Source organism: Rhodococcus sp. 5G237 (assembly GCF_053764735.1).
This window is the reverse complement of record NZ_JBSNCD010000003.1, coordinates 1-15,924: the sequence shown is the minus strand read 5'-3', so window position 1 is coordinate 15,924 and position 15,924 is coordinate 1. Positions and strand designations below refer to the sequence as shown.

Annotated in this window: 18 protein-coding genes and 1 rRNA gene; 17 read left to right on the top strand and 2 right to left on the bottom strand. The window is 66.3% G+C overall.

Features of this window, described 5'->3' with window-relative positions:
• Positions 1 to 7 precede the first annotated feature (7 nt).
• Together rpmE and prfA are read left to right on the top strand one after the other, a co-directional pair.
• Positions 8 to 241, top strand: a complete 234-nt coding sequence (gene rpmE, locus ACWPOC_RS06845) for a 50S ribosomal protein L31 (protein WP_006552583.1) — start codon at positions 8 to 10, stop codon at positions 239 to 241.
• Between the two features lie 88 nt (positions 242 to 329).
• Positions 330 to 1,409 carry a peptide chain release factor 1 gene (gene prfA / locus ACWPOC_RS06840; RefSeq protein WP_120282109.1) on the top strand — a complete coding sequence of 360 codons (1,080 nt, stop codon included), beginning with the start codon at positions 330 to 332 and terminating at the stop codon, positions 1,407 to 1,409.
• A 25-nt stretch (positions 1,410 to 1,434) separates the two neighbouring features.
• Here the strand turns inward: prfA and ACWPOC_RS06835 are convergent, their stop codons facing one another.
• Entirely contained in the window at positions 1,435 to 1,929 is a 495-nt protein-coding gene (locus ACWPOC_RS06835) for a hypothetical protein (protein ID WP_120282110.1), read from the bottom strand.
• Positions 1,930 to 2,113: 184 nt separating this feature from the next.
• Between ACWPOC_RS06835 and prmC the strand changes: the two genes are divergently transcribed.
• The 13 genes from prmC (at position 2,114) to ACWPOC_RS06770 (ending at position 13,355) form a co-directional block, all read left to right on the top strand.
• Positions 2,114 to 3,037, top strand: coding sequence for a peptide chain release factor N(5)-glutamine methyltransferase (prmC, locus tag ACWPOC_RS06830; protein WP_120282111.1), 924 nt, complete (start codon positions 2,114 to 2,116; stop codon positions 3,035 to 3,037).
• 51 nt (positions 3,038 to 3,088) lie between these two features.
• Positions 3,089 to 3,751 carry an L-threonylcarbamoyladenylate synthase gene (locus ACWPOC_RS06825; protein WP_024103704.1) on the top strand — a complete coding sequence of 221 codons (663 nt, stop codon included), beginning with the start codon at positions 3,089 to 3,091 and terminating at the stop codon, positions 3,749 to 3,751.
• Positions 3,752 to 3,770: 19 nt separating this feature from the next.
• Entirely contained in the window at positions 3,771 to 4,979 is a 1,209-nt protein-coding gene (locus ACWPOC_RS06820) for an MraY family glycosyltransferase (RefSeq protein WP_455408250.1), read from the top strand.
• Positions 4,980 to 4,990: 11 nt separating this feature from the next.
• Positions 4,991 to 5,470 (top strand): hypothetical protein, encoded by a 480-nt coding sequence (locus ACWPOC_RS06815; protein WP_006552589.1) that lies wholly within the window; start codon positions 4,991 to 4,993, stop codon positions 5,468 to 5,470.
• A gap of 409 nt (positions 5,471 to 5,879) precedes the next feature.
• On the top strand, positions 5,880 to 6,578 hold the full coding sequence (atpB, locus tag ACWPOC_RS06810) for a F0F1 ATP synthase subunit A (RefSeq protein ID WP_006552590.1): 699 nt from the start codon (positions 5,880 to 5,882) through the stop codon (positions 6,576 to 6,578).
• A 90-nt stretch (positions 6,579 to 6,668) separates the two neighbouring features.
• The gene (locus ACWPOC_RS06805) at positions 6,669 to 6,917 is read left to right on the top strand and encodes an ATP synthase F0 subunit C (RefSeq protein ID WP_006552591.1); all 249 of its coding nucleotides are present in this window, start codon (positions 6,669 to 6,671) and stop codon (positions 6,915 to 6,917) included.
• Positions 6,918 to 6,930: 13 nt separating this feature from the next.
• A complete protein-coding gene (locus ACWPOC_RS06800) occupies positions 6,931 to 7,494 on the top strand; it encodes a F0F1 ATP synthase subunit B (RefSeq protein ID WP_006552592.1) in 564 nt (187 codons plus the stop codon).
• A 5-nt stretch (positions 7,495 to 7,499) separates the two neighbouring features.
• On the top strand, positions 7,500 to 8,315 hold the full coding sequence (locus tag ACWPOC_RS06795; protein ID WP_059383730.1) for a F0F1 ATP synthase subunit delta: 816 nt from the start codon (positions 7,500 to 7,502) through the stop codon (positions 8,313 to 8,315).
• Between the two features lie 60 nt (positions 8,316 to 8,375).
• A complete protein-coding gene (atpA, locus tag ACWPOC_RS06790; RefSeq protein ID WP_120282113.1) occupies positions 8,376 to 10,019 on the top strand; it encodes a F0F1 ATP synthase subunit alpha in 1,644 nt (547 codons plus the stop codon).
• A gap of 48 nt (positions 10,020 to 10,067) precedes the next feature.
• Positions 10,068 to 11,051, top strand: coding sequence for a F0F1 ATP synthase subunit gamma (locus ACWPOC_RS06785; RefSeq protein WP_059383709.1), 984 nt, complete (start codon positions 10,068 to 10,070; stop codon positions 11,049 to 11,051).
• A 6-nt stretch (positions 11,052 to 11,057) separates the two neighbouring features.
• Positions 11,058 to 12,506 (top strand): F0F1 ATP synthase subunit beta, encoded by a 1,449-nt coding sequence (gene atpD / locus ACWPOC_RS06780; RefSeq protein ID WP_016692470.1) that lies wholly within the window; start codon positions 11,058 to 11,060, stop codon positions 12,504 to 12,506.
• Positions 12,507 to 12,512: 6 nt separating this feature from the next.
• Positions 12,513 to 12,881 carry a F0F1 ATP synthase subunit epsilon gene (locus ACWPOC_RS06775; protein WP_006552597.1) on the top strand — a complete coding sequence of 123 codons (369 nt, stop codon included), beginning with the start codon at positions 12,513 to 12,515 and terminating at the stop codon, positions 12,879 to 12,881.
• A gap of 75 nt (positions 12,882 to 12,956) precedes the next feature.
• Complete coding sequence (locus ACWPOC_RS06770) at positions 12,957 to 13,355, top strand: DUF2550 domain-containing protein (protein ID WP_414706446.1); 399 nt, start codon at positions 12,957 to 12,959, stop codon at positions 13,353 to 13,355.
• A gap of 10 nt (positions 13,356 to 13,365) precedes the next feature.
• Here ACWPOC_RS06770 and ACWPOC_RS06765 read toward each other — a convergent pair whose 3' ends face one another.
• Positions 13,366 to 13,938 (bottom strand): cob(I)yrinic acid a,c-diamide adenosyltransferase, encoded by a 573-nt coding sequence (locus ACWPOC_RS06765; RefSeq protein ID WP_120284135.1) that lies wholly within the window; start codon positions 13,936 to 13,938, stop codon positions 13,366 to 13,368.
• A gap of 58 nt (positions 13,939 to 13,996) precedes the next feature.
• Between ACWPOC_RS06765 and murA the strand changes: the two genes are divergently transcribed.
• A complete protein-coding gene (gene murA, locus ACWPOC_RS06760; protein ID WP_019288974.1) occupies positions 13,997 to 15,277 on the top strand; it encodes a UDP-N-acetylglucosamine 1-carboxyvinyltransferase in 1,281 nt (426 codons plus the stop codon).
• Positions 15,278 to 15,837: 560 nt separating this feature from the next.
• Positions 15,838 to 15,924, top strand: a 16S ribosomal RNA gene (locus ACWPOC_RS06755); the annotation flags it as partial.

The following is a 15,924-nucleotide window of genomic DNA, read 5'->3' as shown; positions in this document are numbered from 1 at the left end:
GGACACCATGAAGGCAGGAATCCACCCCAACTACGTGACGACGACCGTCGTCTGCGGTTGCGGTAACACGTTCGAGACGCGCAGCACCAAGGAGTCGGGACGTATCAACGTCGAAGTCTGCTCCAACTGCCACCCGTTCTACACCGGCAAGCAGAAGATCCTCGACACCGGTGGACGCGTCGCGCGCTTCGAGGCTCGCTACGGCAAGCGTGCGCCGAAGAAGGCCGCTTCCGACAGCTAGCTGTCACGCCGACGCCCGGTACTGCCCTCGTGCAGGCCGGGCGTCGGCTTTTTCATTGCAAGGATCGAAATCAGAGCGGAGCACACTCATGGCGGGTCAGACCAAGCCGTCGGCCATCGACGACATCCTGGCCGAACACGCGGGTCTGGAGCAGCAACTGTCCGACCCGTCGCTGCACGACGATCCTGCGGCAGCGCGTCGGGTGGGTAAGCGGTTCGCCGAACTCGCCCCCGTGATGTCGACCTACAACGCTCTGAAGCAGGCCCGCGAGGATCTCGAGGCGGCGCGCGAACTCGCCGCCGACGACTCGTCGTTCGCGTCCGAGGTCGACGACCTCGAAGGGCAGGTCGCCGAGCTCGACCGCTCGCTCACCGACCTGCTCGCTCCGCGCGACCCGCACGACGGCGACGACGTGGTCCTCGAGGTGAAGTCCGGTGAGGGCGGGGAGGAATCCGCCCTGTTCGCCGGCGATCTCACCCGGATGTACACGCGCTACGCCGAACGTGCCGGTTGGCGCGTCGAGGTTCTCGGTGCCACCTACTCCGATCTCGGCGGTTACAAGGACGTCACGCTGTCGATCAAGTCGCGGACCGACGTGCGCGACGGCGTGTGGTCCCGCCTGAAGTTCGAGGGCGGCGTGCACCGCGTTCAGCGTGTGCCCGTCACCGAGTCGCAGGGACGCGTGCACACCTCCGCGGCCGGCGTCTTCGTCTACCCGGAGCCCGACGAGGTCGAGCAGGTGCAGATCGACGAGAGCGACCTGCGCATCGACGTCTACCGGTCGTCCGGCAAGGGCGGTCAGGGCGTCAACACCACCGACTCGGCCGTGCGTATCACGCACCTTCCCACCGGCATCGTGGTGACCTGCCAGAACGAACGTTCCCAGCTGCAGAACAAGGCCCGCGCGATGCAGGTCCTCGCGGCGCGCCTGCAGGCCGCGGCCGAAGAGGCGGCCGAGGCCGAGGCATCGGCGGGTCGCGCGAGCCAGGTCCGGACCGTCGACCGGTCGGAGCGCATCCGCACCTACAACTTCCCCGAGAACCGGATCACCGATCACCGCATCGGCTTCAAGTCCCACAATCTCGACGCGGTGCTCGACGGCGAACTCGACGCGCTGCTCGACGCCCTGGGCGCTGCAGACAGAGAAGCCCGGCTCGCGGCGGAGTAACCGCGAACCGGGCTCGTCGGCAGGATCAGGCAGGAGTGTCGTTGCCCTCGTCGCCCTCACCGGTCTCGCCGCCCCCGTTGTCGTCGGGTACTGGCGCCGGCGGAACGTTCGTGAGATCGACGCCCGGCAACAGGAAGCAACCCTGGCCGTCGGCGTTCTGATGGGCGCCCCAGACTGCGCTGACGACGAGTCCGTCACCGGTCTGGAGAGCGACCGCGGGCTCATCGTCGTCGATTGCTTCCGGAAGCACACCACCGCCCAGCTGCAGCGTCCTCAGGTTCACCCAGCTGATCTGGCCTCCGCCGCTGCCCTCCTGCTCGATCTCGTACTCGATCCCCGCAGGCGCCGCGTCCTCCTCGGCGAGAGCGGTCTCCGTGTCGACCACGCCGATACCCGCCGGGCATCCGATCGGGATCGGCTGGAAGTCGATGGGCTCGGCACTCGCAAGAGCAGGGGCCGCCAATGCGGTCGCACCCGCAGCGGCAAGAACGGTGATTCCACGCACAGTCCGCGTCTTCATGGAGCAATCCCTTTCTGTCGATGAAACCGACCGGAAGGTATCGGTCCTCGTTCGGGTGCCCACCCCGCCGTGCCGTCAATCACGTTGTCGGAAACACCCTCGATGTCCGGTACGGGTGTTCTGCGTGCAATGCGAGGGCTACCTCGGCGTAGTGCAGGTACGAGGTCGTGGCACGCTGTAAGGCGTGAGCCGTCAACCTCTGCGCCTGGCCATCATCGAAGCGGCATCGGTCCTCGAGGAAGCCGGAGTCCCGAGTCCTCGGGTCGACGCCGAACTTCTCGCAGCGCACCTGCTCGGCATCGAGCGCGGGCGACTCGGTCTGGTCCCGCTCGTCGATGCCACGACCATCGACGCCTACCGCTCGATGGTCGAACAGCGGGCGAAGCGGATTCCTCTGCAGTACATCACCGGCACCTCGCCGATGGGGGAGATCGACCTGGCAGTGGGGCCGGGGGTGTTCGTCCCGCGGCCCGAGACGGAACTGCTGCTCGGGTGGGCGCTGGCCTTCCTCGAACGCCACGGCAGCCGCAACCCGGTCGTCCTCGACCTGTGCACCGGATCCGGCGCGCTGGCCCTGGCGATTGCGCATGCGCGTCCCGACGCCGAGGTCCACGCCGTCGAACTCGAGGCGAAGGCCCTCGCCTGGGCGCGTCGGAACGCCGAGACGCGCGCGGAGGAAGGGGACACCCCGATCCGGCTGTACCAGGGCGATGTCACCGACCGCATGCTGCTCACCAACCTCGAAGGCAGCGTCGATCTGGTGGTCGCCAACCCGCCCTACATCCCGGAAGGGGCCGACCTCGAACCCGAGGTGATCGAACACGATCCGCACTCGGCGCTCTTCGGGGGAGCGGACGGACTGTCCGTCATCCGGCCGATGGTCTCCAACATTGCGCGGTGGTTGCGGATCGGGGGAGCGGCAGCGGTCGAGCACGACGACACGCACAGCCTGCTGGTCGCTGAACTGTTCGAGCAGCGTCGGGTGTTCGGCGACGTCGTGCGGCACCCCGACCTCGCCGGGAAGGCCCGCTTCGTGACCGCGCACCGTGTTCCCACGGCGGTGGAAGCCGACCGCATGAAGTCGGTACGGTCTGCGGCGGACGGCTGACGGGCAGGACCCGTCCGGTGCCGAGTGCGGCCGAAGTGGAAGGATGAGCGCGTGAGCACCGTGTACGACTGCAACAACGAAGCTTCGCGCGCCGCCGGACTCAACGCGGCGCGTGGCGCACTCAAGGCCGGACGACTCGTCGTCGTACCCACCGACACGGTGTACGGCATCGCTGCCGACGCCTTCGACTCCGACGCGGTGACGGCGCTCCTGCGCGCGAAGGGCCGCGGCCGCGACATGCCGGTGCCGGTCCTCGTCGGCTCCTGGACGACCATCGACGGTCTCGTCGCCTCTGTGCGTCCCGAGGCGCGGGAGTTGATCCGCGCGTTCTGGCCGGGCGGGCTCAGCCTCGTGGTGCACCAGGCGCCGTCCCTGGCCTGGGACCTCGGCGACACCCGCGGCACCGTCATGCTCCGCATGCCGCTGCACCCCGTCATCCTGGAACTGCTGCGCGAGGTCGGTCCGCTCGCGGTCTCCAGCGCCAACGTCTCCGGCCGGCCCCCTGCCACGAACGTCACCGAGGCGCGCGAGCAACTCGGAGCATCGGCGAGTGTCTATCTCGACGGTGGCCCGGCGGAGCACGGAGTCGCATCGACGATCGTCGACCTCACGGGCGACCGCCCGCGCATCCTGCGCGAAGGCGCGGTGACGGCCGAAGCACTCGCGGAGGTGCTCGGCGACGATCCCGAGCGCCTTCGGTCCGGCGGGGAGTAGCGGCGGAGGAACGGAGCACGTGACTGCAGCCGACACCACCGCCGTACTGCTCGCCCAGGCCGGGCGCGGCGCCGGCGTTCCCATCCGGGAGCTTCTCCTCGTCCTGCTCACCGCCGCGGTGGTGACCTTCCTCGCGACCGGTGTGGTGCGGATCCTCGCGCTGAAGTTCGGAGCGGTCGCCGTTCCTCGCGACCGCGACGTGCACGTGACCCCGACCCCCCGGATGGGTGGGGTCGGCATGTACATCGGCCTCGTCGCGGGAATTGTCTTCGCTCAGCAATTGCCTGCTCTGACAAGGGGTTTCGAGTACACCCCGGATATGGGGGCGGCGCTCGTCGCGGCCTCGATCATCGTCGTCGTCGGCATCGTCGACGACCGGTGGGGACTCGATGCGCTCACCAAGTTCGTCGGCTTGATCGTCACCGCGGCCGGCGTGCTCGTGGTCATGGGCGTGAGCTGGATCGTCATCTACGACCCGTTCAGTGCCTCGACACTCGTGCTCGACCAGCTCCAGGGCGGCCTCATCACCGTCGCCGTCGCCGCGGTGACGATCAACGCGATGAACTTCGTCGACGGGCTCGACGGACTGGCGGCCGGACTGGGGCTCATCGCCGCACTCGCGATCTGCGCGTTCTCCGTGGGGCTGCTGCTCGATCAGGGCGGCGACGTCTCCGCCTACCCCCCGGCCCTCATGGCCGCGGCCCTCGCCGGCGCCTGCCTCGGTTTCCTGCCGCACAACTTCCAGCCCGCCAGGATCTTCATGGGCGACTCCGGGTCGATGCTCATCGGTCTCATGCTCGCCGCGATCTCCACGAGCGCCTCGGGCCTCATCCCGCTCAGCGCCTACGGTTCGCGCGACCTGCTCGGTCTGCTCTCACCGCTGATCCTGGTCGGTGCCGTGATGTTCATCCCGATCCTCGACCTGCTCCTCGCGATCGTGCGGCGCACCCGGGCCGGCGTCAGCCCGTTCAGCCCCGACAAGATGCACCTCCACCACCGCCTGCTGCAGATCGGGCACTCGCACCGTCGCGTGGTGCTGCTGCTCTACCTGTGGGTCGGCATCCTGGCCTTCGGAGCCGTCGGTTCCTCGCTGCTCGACCGGCGGGCGGTGGTATTGATCCTCGCGGGTGGTCTCGTGTTCGCCCTCGTGGTGACCGCCGTGCCGTCGCTGCGGCGGCACGACGAGTCGGGGGAGACGCCGCCGGAGCACTCCCGAGAGGTCGGTTAGGCTCGGATATCGTGACGAACCCGGATCATCCCGAACCCGACCACGGTCTGCCCTCGCTGCCCGACCCGATCGCGCCGATGCGTGCGGCCGTGCGGTACGGAGCCCTCGGTCTTCTCGCGCTCGCCGTCGTGGCGTCGGTGATCTCGGTGCTCGTCGCCGGGATGCCCGGCCTGTGGGGTGCACTCATCGGAGCGGCTGTCGGCGGAGGGTTCATCCTCTTCACCGCACTCGGCGTTCTCCTGACGTCGAAGATGCCGGCGATGACCGCCGGAGCCGTACTTCTCGGCACCTGGCTGCTGAAGCTGATCCTCGCGATCGTCGTGATGGGTTCGCTCGACTCGCTCGACTTCTACAACCGCAACGCGCTCGTCCTCACCATCGTGTTCGCCCTGGTCATCGTTCTGGGAGCCGAGACCTACGGGGTGCTCTCGCAGCGCGCCCTGTACGTCGATCCTCAGGCGTCCTCCGGATCCGACAACGACGATCGGTAGTAGTACCGCTTGTCCATAACCCCCCACGTAGGAACCCACCTACGCACTGTCGTAGAGCAGTTGGTAGGGTGAGTTCTACGAAAGTGACGCTGCCCGCATCGGGTTCGAAGAGGGTGCGCAGTTGTGACTTCGTAGGCGGTCATGTTCAAATGGCCGCCGAGTCGACGAGAGTCGCCGACACCGGCAGGAAGCGGGACCGTTCACGCGGTTCGGACCACTGGCGAATACGCGAGCCGACCTGGTCGACTTCTGGATCGTCAATGTCCGATCGAACCGCAGACGGCATGCCTGCGGCCGACTACGGGAGAGAGCGCTGAGCGTCACCACCTTGGCAGCCGGAGAATTCCACGCGCCGTCACTAGCTGATTTTTTCCCACCGGCAGTCCTGTTCGAAGGCACCCCCTTCGAGATGGACCGGCTGATGCTCATCCGCGTCGCCGTCGCCCTGATCGTCGCGCTGTTCTTCTTCTTCGCGCTGCGGAGTCCGAAGATCGTGCCGCGGGGCGTGCAGAACGTCGCCGAGATCATGCTCGACTTCGTCCGGATCCATATCGCCGAGGACATCCTCGGTAAGGAACAGGGACGCCGGTTCCTCCCGGTGATCGTCACCATCTTCTTCCTGGTGGTCGGTCTGAACCTGACATCGGTCATCCCGTTCCTCAACATCTCGTCCAACGCACGAATCGGCATGCCGATCGTGCTCGCGGCACTCGCCTACATCGTCTTCAACTATGTGGGCATCAAGAAGTACGGATTCTTCCGCTACGTCAAGAGCAGCATCGTCATCCCGAACCTGCCGCCCGCTCTCCACGTGCTGGTGATCCCGATCGAGTTCGTCTCGACGTTCATTCTGCGGCCGTTCACGCTGACCATTCGTCTCATGGCCAACATGCTGGCCGGTCACATCATGCTCGTGCTGTTCTTCAGTGCCACGCAGTTCTTCTTCTTCGATTCCGACGGCTTCATGAAGGTGTTCGGCATCGGTTCTCTCATCGGCGGAATCGCGTTCACCTTCTTCGAGCTCCTGGTGATCGTCCTGCAGGCCTACATCTTCGCGCTGCTCACCGCGGTGTACATCGACCTGGCCCTGCACGCCGAAGAGCACTAGCTCGACGAACGGCACGACCCACATCTACACAAAGACTGACTCGGTTGCCGACTCCCGGGGCCGAGCCACAAGAAAGGGAATGGAACACCAATGAGCGTTGCGCTTCAGGCAGCAGACGTCCTCGCCCAGGAGACCACGATCTCGGGTGCAGGCGCCATCGGCTACGGCCTCGCCGCCATCGGCCCCGGCATCGGCATCGGCATCGTCGTCGGCAAGGCGATCGAGGGCATGGCTCGTCAGCCCGAGATGGCCGGCCAGCTGCGCACCACGATGTTCCTCGGTATCGCATTCACCGAGGCCCTCGCGCTGATCGGCATCGTCGCCGGCTTCATCTTCTGATCCGACGATCACAATGGCTGACAGCATCCTGATCCTCGCGGCAGAGGAAGGGGAGACTCCCAATCCTCTTCTCCCCGCGACATACGACATCGTCTGGTCGCTGGTCGCCCTGATCCTCGTCGGATTCGTCTTCTGGAAGTTCGTGCTTCCGATGTTCCAGAAGGTGCTCGACGAGCGTTCGGAGCTGATCGAAGGCGGCATCAAGAAGGCAGAGGAAGCTCAGGCGGAGGCTGCGGCCGCGCTCGAGCAGTACCGTAGCCAGCTCGCCGAGGCCCGCACCGAGGCGGCGCAGATCCGTGAAGAGGCCCGTGCCCAGGGCCAGCAGATCATCGCCGACATGAAGGCGCAGGCCCAGGAGGAGAGCGACCGTATCGTCGCCGCCGGTCACAACCAGCTGCAGGCCCAGCGCCAGCAGATCGTGGCCGAGCTGCGTAGCGATCTCGGACGCAGCTCCGTGGATCTCGCCGAGAAGATCCTCGGCGAAGCGCTCGCGGACGACGTGAAGCGTGCCGGCTCGATCGATCGGTTCCTCGACGAACTCGACTCCCTCAGCGCTGACTCTGCATCCGGAAAGTGAGCACCATGTACGCAGCAAGCCGTGAGGCACTCGCTCATACGCGTTCCGCGTTGCAGTCCGCCCTGGGCTCGGGTGCCGCGACTGCCGCTGCGGCTCAGGCCGGTTCCGAACTCTTCTCGGTGGTCGAGGCGCTCGACAGCCAGCGGGCCCTCCGGACCGCGCTGGCCGACGCCTCGGCCCCGGCTGCCGTTCGCGAGCGGCTGGCCGAGCAGGTCTTCGGCGGCAAGGTTTCGGCCCAGACCCTCGCGACCGTCAAGGCCGCAGCGGGGCAGGACTGGTCGGCACAGTCCGACCTGACCGGCTCGCTCGTCCAGCTCGGCCGTGAGGCACTGCTGAAGGCGGCGGCGGACCAGGACCAGCTCGACACCGTCGAGGACGAACTGTTCCGCCTCGGTCGCATCGTGGCCGGCGACCCCGAACTCGAGCAGACGCTCTCGGATCGCAGCACCCCGGCTTCGGCCAAGCGTGATCTGCTGACGCGCCTGCTGTACGGCAAGGTCACCGCGGTCACCGAGGCGCTGGCGGTCCACGCGGTCGGTCGGCTGAGCACGTCGCCGGCCGAGACGTTCGACGAGTTGTCGGCGCTCGCCGCGGCCCAGCGGGACCGTGCCGTCGCGCACGTCCGCAGCGCGGCACCGCTCGATGCGAAGCAGGAGGAGCGGCTCACCGCGACCCTGACCCGCATCTACGGGAAGCCTGTGACGGTGCACGTCGAGGTCGATCCCGAGCTTCTCAGTGGATTGGTCGTCCGGGTGGGCGACGAGGTCATCGACGGTAGTGCCGCGGGTCGACTCGCTGCAGTGCGCAAGAGCCTCACGTAGTCCACTACCGAACACACACATAGATCTTTTCGAAGACCAGATACCGAGAGCAGGAAGAACATGGCGGAGCTGACGATCTCCTCCGACGAGATCCGTAGCGCGATTGACAATTACACCGCGAGCTACTCCCCGGAGGCCTCCCGCGAGGAGGTCGGCGTGGTCGTCGACACCAGTGACGGCATCGCGCACATCAGCGGTCTGCCGTCGGCGATGGCGAACGAGCTGCTGGAGTTCCCCGGCGGCGTCCTCGGTGTGGCCCTCAACCTCGAGGCCACCGAGATCGGTGCCGTTATCCTGGGCGACTTCCAGACCATCGAGGAAGGCCAGGAAGTCAAGCGGACCGGCGACGTTCTGTCGGTGCCGGTGAGCGACAACTTCCTCGGCCGCGTCGTGAACCCGCTCGGTCAGCCGATCGACGGCCTCGGCGACATCGAAGCCGATGAGACCCGCGCCCTCGAGCTGCAGGCCGCGACCGTGCTGGAGCGCCAGCCGGTCGAGGAGCCGCTGCAGACGGGCATCAAGGCCATCGACGCGATGACCCCGATCGGCCGCGGCCAGCGTCAGCTCGTGATCGGCGACCGCAAGACGGGTAAGACCGCGGTCTGCATCGACGCGATCCTGAACCAGAAGGCGAACTGGGAGACCGGCGACCCGAAGCAGCAGGTCCGCTGCATCTACGTCGCGATCGGCCAGAAGGGCTCGACCATCGCGGGTGTCAAGCAGGCACTCGAGGAGAACGGCGCGATGGAGTACACCACCATCGTTGCGGCTCCGGCCTCCGACTCCGCCGGCTTCAAGTGGCTCGCCCCCTACACCGGTTCGGCCCTCGGCCAGCACTGGATGTACCAGGGCAAGCACGTCCTGATCGTGTTCGACGACCTGACCAAGCAGGCCGAGGCCTACCGCGCCATCTCGCTGCTGCTGCGTCGTCCGCCGGGCCGCGAGGCATACCCCGGCGACGTCTTCTACCTGCACTCGCGTCTGCTGGAGCGCTCCGCCAAGCTCTCCGACGAGCTCGGTGGCGGCTCGCTGACGGCCCTGCCGATCATCGAGACCAAGGCGAACGACGTGTCGGCCTACATCCCGACCAACGTCATCTCCATCACCGACGGCCAGGTCTTCCTCGAGTCCGACCTGTTCAACAAGGGTGTCCGCCCCGCCATCAACGTCGGTATCTCGGTTTCCCGAGTCGGTGGCGCCGCCCAGACCAAGGGCATGAAGAAGGTCTCCGGTTCGCTGCGTCTCGAGCTTGCGCAGTTCCGTGAGCTCGAAGGCTTCGCCGCCTTCGCCTCCGACCTCGACGCCGCATCGAAGGCTCAGCTCGAGCGCGGTCAGCGTCTCGTCGAGCTCCTCAAGCAGGACCAGTACGCGCCCATCGCGGTCGAGGACCAGATCGTGTCGATCTACCTCGCCGGCGAAGGTGTCTTCGACTCGGTTCCGGTCGAGGACGTGCGTCGCTTCGAGGCCGAGCTCCTCGAGGATCTGCACCGCAACGCCGCAGGCGTCTACGAGCAGATCGCCGGTGGCAAGGCCCTGTCCGACGAGTCGATCGAGGCTCTCACCGCCGCGACCGCCAAGTTCAAGGAGGGCTTCATCGCCTCCGACGGCAGCCGTGTCGTGAACGAGGCAGAGGCCGAGGCCCTCGGTGCCGACGAGGTCCAGCAGGAGCAGGTCTCCGTCAAGCGCACCACCGTTCGCAAGTGAGCGGGGAGTCCATGACCCAGCGTCCAGTGAAGGGAGTGTGATCGACGAATGGCGAACTTGCGCGAACTGCGCTCGCGGATCAAGTCGGTCAACTCGACCAAGAAGATCACCAAGGCGCAGGAACTGATCGCGACGTCGCGTATCACGAAGGCCCAGGCCCGAGTGGCAGCGTCCAAGCCGTACGCCGAGGAGATCACCAAGGTGCTCTCCGAGCTGGCGAGTGCGTCGGCCTCGTTGGATCACCCCCTGCTCAACGAGCGCGAGAACCCCAAGCGTGCCGCAGTGCTGGTCGTGACCAGCGACCGCGGTATGGCCGGCGGTTACAACTCCAACGTCCTCAAGGAAGCCGAGGAGCTGCGTCAGCTGCTCCTCAGCGAGGGCAAGGAGCCTGTGCTGTACGTGATGGGCGGCAAGGGCCTCGGCTACTACACGTTCCGTGAGCGTGAAGTGGCCGCTGCCTGGACGGGCTTCTCGCAGGACCCCCGTTACACGGACGCCGCGAAGGCGAGCCGTCACCTGGTCGAGCTGTTCATGGCGGGTTCGGGCACCGAGGTGCCCGCCCCGAACGGCGAGGGCACCATCGAGGGCGTCGACGAACTGCACATCGTCTACACCCGCTTCGTGTCGATGCTGACCCAGACCCCCCAGGTTCGCAGGATGGCTCCGCTCGAGGTGAGCATCACCGAGGACGAGATCGACCTCGGCGAGGACATGCTCACCGACGGACGCCGCGCTACGGACACCGAGGGACCGCAGGCCGTGTACAACTTCGAGCCGGAGGCCGGAGTTCTGCTCGAGGCTCTCCTGCCGAAGTACATCAGCACGCGCATCTACGCGTCGCTGCTGGACGCGGCGGCCTCCGAGTCGGCAGCCCGTCGTACCGCCATGAAGGCCGCGACGGACAACGCGACGGAACTGGTGAACACCCTCAGCCGTCAGGCGAACCAGGCCCGCCAGGCCCAGATCACCCAGGAAATCAGCGAGATCGTCGGCGGTGCCGGTGCGCTCGCCTCGAGTGCAGGAAGTGACTGAACCACAATGACCGCAGCAGTAACCGACAACAACGCCGGTGCGGCGTCGGCCCTTGCCGGGCGCGTCGTCCGCGTCATCGGCGCCGTCGTCGACGTGGAATTCCCGCGTGGCGCCGTGCCCGAGCTGTTCAACGCCCTGCACGCAGAGGTCACTCTGCCGTCCGTGGCGAAGACCCTGACCCTCGAGGTCGCGCAGCACCTGGGTGACAACCTGGTCCGCACGATCTCGATGCAGCCCACCGACGGCCTGGTGCGTGGCGCCCCCGTCAGCGACACCGGCAAGCCGATCTCGGTTCCCGTCGGCGACGTCGTCAAGGGCCACGTGTTCAACGCGCTGGGCGACTGCCTCGACGCGCCGGGCACCGGCCGCGACGGGGAGCAGTGGGGCATCCACCGCAAGCCCCCGGCCTTCGACCAGCTCGAGGGCAAGACCGAGATCCTCGAGACCGGCATCAAGGTCATCGACCTGCTGACCCCGTACGTGAAGGGCGGCAAGATCGGTCTGTTCGGTGGTGCCGGTGTCGGCAAGACCGTTCTGATCCAGGAGATGATCACCCGTATCGCGCGTGAGTTCTCCGGTACGTCGGTGTTCGCCGGCGTCGGTGAGCGCACCCGTGAGGGCACCGACCTCCACCTCGAGATGGAAGAGATGGGCGTCCTCCAGGACACCGCCCTCGTCTTCGGCCAGATGGACGAGCCGCCGGGCACGCGTATGCGCGTCGCTCTGTCGGCCCTGACGATGGCGGAGTACTTCCGCGACGTCCAAGGACAGGACGTGCTCCTGTTCATCGACAACATCTTCCGCTTCACGCAGGCCGGCTCGGAGGTTTCGACCCTCCTCGGCCGTATGCCGTCGGCCGTGGGTTACCAGCCCACGCTGGCAGACGAGATGGGTGAGCTCCAGGAGCGCATCACCTCGACGCGTGGCCGTTCGATCACCTCGCTGCAGGCGATCTACGTGCCCGCCGACGACTACACCGACCCCGCGCCGGCCACGACGTTCGCTCACCTCGATGCGACCACCGAGCTCTCGCGTCCGATCTCGCAGATGGGTATCTACCCCGCTGTGGACCCGCTGACGTCGACCTCGCGAATCCTCGAGCCGGGCATCGTCGGTGCCGACCACTTCCGGGTGGCCAACGAGGTCAAGCGCATCCTGCAGAAGTACAAGGAACTGCAGGACATCATCGCCATCCTCGGTATGGACGAGCTCTCCGAAGAGGACAAGGTCACGGTCGCCCGTGCCCGTCGTCTCCAGAAGTTCCTCGGCCAGAACTTCATCGTCGCCGAGAAGTTCACGGGTCAGCCGGGTTCGGTCGTGCCGCTCGCCGACACCATCGAGGCCTTCGACCGCGTGTGCAAGGGCGAGTTCGACCACCTGCCCGAGCAGGCGTTCAACAGCTGCGGTGGACTCGACGACGTCGAGGCTGCAGCCAAGAAGATCGCCGGAAAGTAGGCCACCGTGGCTGAGATGAGCGTGGACATCGTTGCCGTCGAGGAGCGTGTGTGGTCCGGATCGGCGACTCTCGTCACCGCCCAGACCACCGAGGGCGAGATCGGCATCATGCCCGGTCACGAGCCCGTGCTCGGCCAGCTCGTCGAGGGTGGCGTCGTGTCCGTCAGGACCGCGGACGGTGAGCGGATCGTCATGGCCGTCCATGGCGGATTCCTCTCGGTGACCGCGACGACGGTGACGGTGCTCGCCGAAGCCGCCGACCGCGTGGAGGACATCGACGTCGAGGCAGCCAAGTCGACTCTGAACGATGCAGATCGTGACGAGTCGGAGATCGCAGCGGCCCGCGGCCGCCTGCGGGCTGTCGAACGAGCCTGATCGTCGAACAACGAGAAGCCGCGACGGAGCCGACGAGCAGTGTCACCTGGATTTCTGATTCTCAATATCCTTGTGGTGCTGCTCGCGGTCTCCGTCGCGGCTTTGTTGTACCGCCTCTTCACCCTGCGCGGCGGGGGTACCGCCGCCATTCTGCGAGTGATGCCTCAGAACGAGGGTTCCGGCTGGAGGCACGGAATCGTTCGGTACGGCGACGACACACTCGCTTTCTTCAAGCTTTCGAGCCTTCGGCCCGGACCCGACGTACGCCTGACCCGTCAGGGCATCGATGTGCGTTCGCGGCGCAAGCCGGAAGGCAGTGAATTCGACATCATGACCGAGGACATCGTGATCCTCGATGTGATCGATCGCGACGACTCCTACGAGATCGCGCTCGACAGCGGCGCTTTGATGGCCTTCATGTCCTGGGTCGAATCCAGGCCGGACGGCCGGTCGCAGCGCCGCCGCCCCCTCTAGAGGGACTTCCTCACGCGCCCGCCCCCGGCTTCCACAGCACGTCGCCGTCCGGGTTCGCGATCCGGCACAGGATGAAGAGCAGATCCGAGAGCCGGTTCAGGTACTTCGCCGGCAGGACGTTCGTATCGTCCGGAGCCGCGTCCACCGCTGCCCACGCCGACCGTTCCGCACGTCGTGCGACCGTCCTCGCGGTGTGCAGCAGAGCAGCCCCCGGCGTGCCGCCCGGAAGAATGAACGAGTTGAGCGGTTCCAGCTCCTCGTTGAACTCGTCGCACCATCCCTCGAGCCGGTCGATGTACTGCTGTGTGATCCGCAGCGGCGGGTACTTCGGGTCCTCGACCACGGGCGTCGACAGATCGGCGCCGGCATCGAAGAGATCGTTCTGGATCTGACGTAGCACCGGGACGAGCCGTTCCGGGAGCGCTCCCAGTGCGAGCGCCACACCGATCGCCGCGTTGGTCTCGTCGCAATCGGCGTAGGCGACCAGACGAGGGTCGTTCTTCGAGACGCGCGAGAAGTCGCTGAGTCCCGTCGTTCCGTCGTCTCCGGTGCGCGTATAGATCCGTGTCAGGTGGACTGCCATGAGCGTCACGGTACCGGCTCTGCTCTTCCTGCGGACACGCCCGTTACGCTGTGTCGTTGTGAGTGAACGCTTTCTTGTCACAGGTGGGAACCGCCTTTCCGGCGACGTCGTCGTCGGGGGTGCCAAGAACAGCGTCCTCAAGTTGATGGCCGCGGCACTGCTCGCCGAGGGCACCACCACGATCACCAACTGCCCCGACATCCTCGACGTGCCCCTGATGGCCGATGTCCTGCGTGGACTCGGCTGCGAGGTCGAACTCGAAGGCGACGCCGTACGCATCACGACGCCTGCCGAACCCGAGTACCGCGCCGACTTCGCGGCAGTGCGGCAGTTCCGGGCGTCGGTCTGCGTACTCGGCCCGCTGGTTGCACGCTGCCGCAAGGCGATCGTGGCGCTGCCCGGCGGCGACGCCATCGGCTCCCGTCCGCTCGACATGCACCAGGCAGGTCTGCGACTGCTCGGCGCCCACTCGTCGATCGAGCACGGATGCGTCGTCGCGGAAGCGGACGATCTGCACGGTGCCACCATCCGTCTGGCGTTTCCTTCGGTGGGAGCGACGGAGAACATCCTCATGGCCGCCGTCCTCGCCAAGGGGGACACGACCATCGACAACGCGGCCCGCGAACCCGAGATCGTCGACCTGTGCAACATGCTCGTCCGCATGGGGGCGCGAATCACCGGTGCGGGCAGTACGACGCTGCGGGTCTCGGGAGTCTCGTCCCTCCGTCCCACCGAGCACCGGTGCATCGGCGACCGGATCGTTGCGGCGACGTGGGGGATCGCAGCAGTGATGACGCGGGGCGATATCGCCGTCCGCGGCGTCAATCCGAAGCACCTCGCTTTGGTGCTGGACAAGTTGCGCAGTGCCGGCGCCGAAGTCATGCCGTTGGCCGACGGATTCCATGTCGTGCAGAAGGAGCGGCCCCGTGCCGTCAACTTCGCGACGCTGCCGTATCCGGGATTCCCCACCGACCTGCAGCCCATGGCCATCGGTCTCGCGGCCATCGCCGACGGGACGTCGATGATCACCGAGAACGTCTTCGAAGCACGGTTCCGGTTCGTCGAGGAGATGGTGCGTCTCGGTGCGGACGCCCGCACCGACGGTCATCACGCGGTCGTGCGGGGAGTGGAGCAGTTGTCGAGTGCTCCCGTGTGGGCATCGGACATCCGTGCCGGCGCAGGTCTGGTGCTCGCCGGCTTGTGTGCGGACGGGGTCACGGAAGTGCACGACGTCTACCACATCGACCGTGGTTATCCGCGGTTCGTCGAGATCCTCCAGGAGCTCGGCGGAACCATCGAGCGGGTGGGTGTCGAGGAAGGCCGACTCCTGTCGCACTAGGGAGAATCCCTGGTCGGGCCCTGTGTCCGGCGTCACCGGAAGCGATTTCCGTCCGGTCGGCGCTTTTCGGGGACATCCACCTGGGCTTTCCTCGAGGGTTACCCCCTCTGACCAGGCGATTTGGCAGGCAGTTGATCCTCGCGTAACTTAATCCAGGTCAGAGCGACACGGACACCGACCCGGGCCGAGAGGAACGGGACAACGAGGTTGGACGAAGGCGCCTGAACTTGGTTACGAGCCCCCGATTCTTCTGGTAAGGTCGGTGGCCCCGGAGGTCGAAGAGACCTCCTGATGAACAGTCACCCCGGAGTGAACGAACCGGAAGGTTCGGGATCGATGGTGTGTGCGTGTTCTTTGAGAACTCAACAGTGTGCCGATGAATGTCAGTGCCAATATTATTTGGTACTCCGCTCCATCAGTTTGGATGGGGTGGGTATTTGCTGATCGTCTCATTCTTCCGTCTGGGATGGTCAGTGTTTTACAGCTAGTTTGAGTTTTTATGCTAGTGATTTGACTCTTTTGTCTTTGACTGATTGCCCCTTCGGGGTGATTGTGAGTCTTCAACGGAGAGTTTGATCCTGGCTCAGGACGAACGCTGGCGGCGTGCTTAACACATGCAAGTCGAACGATGAAGCCCAGCTTGCTGG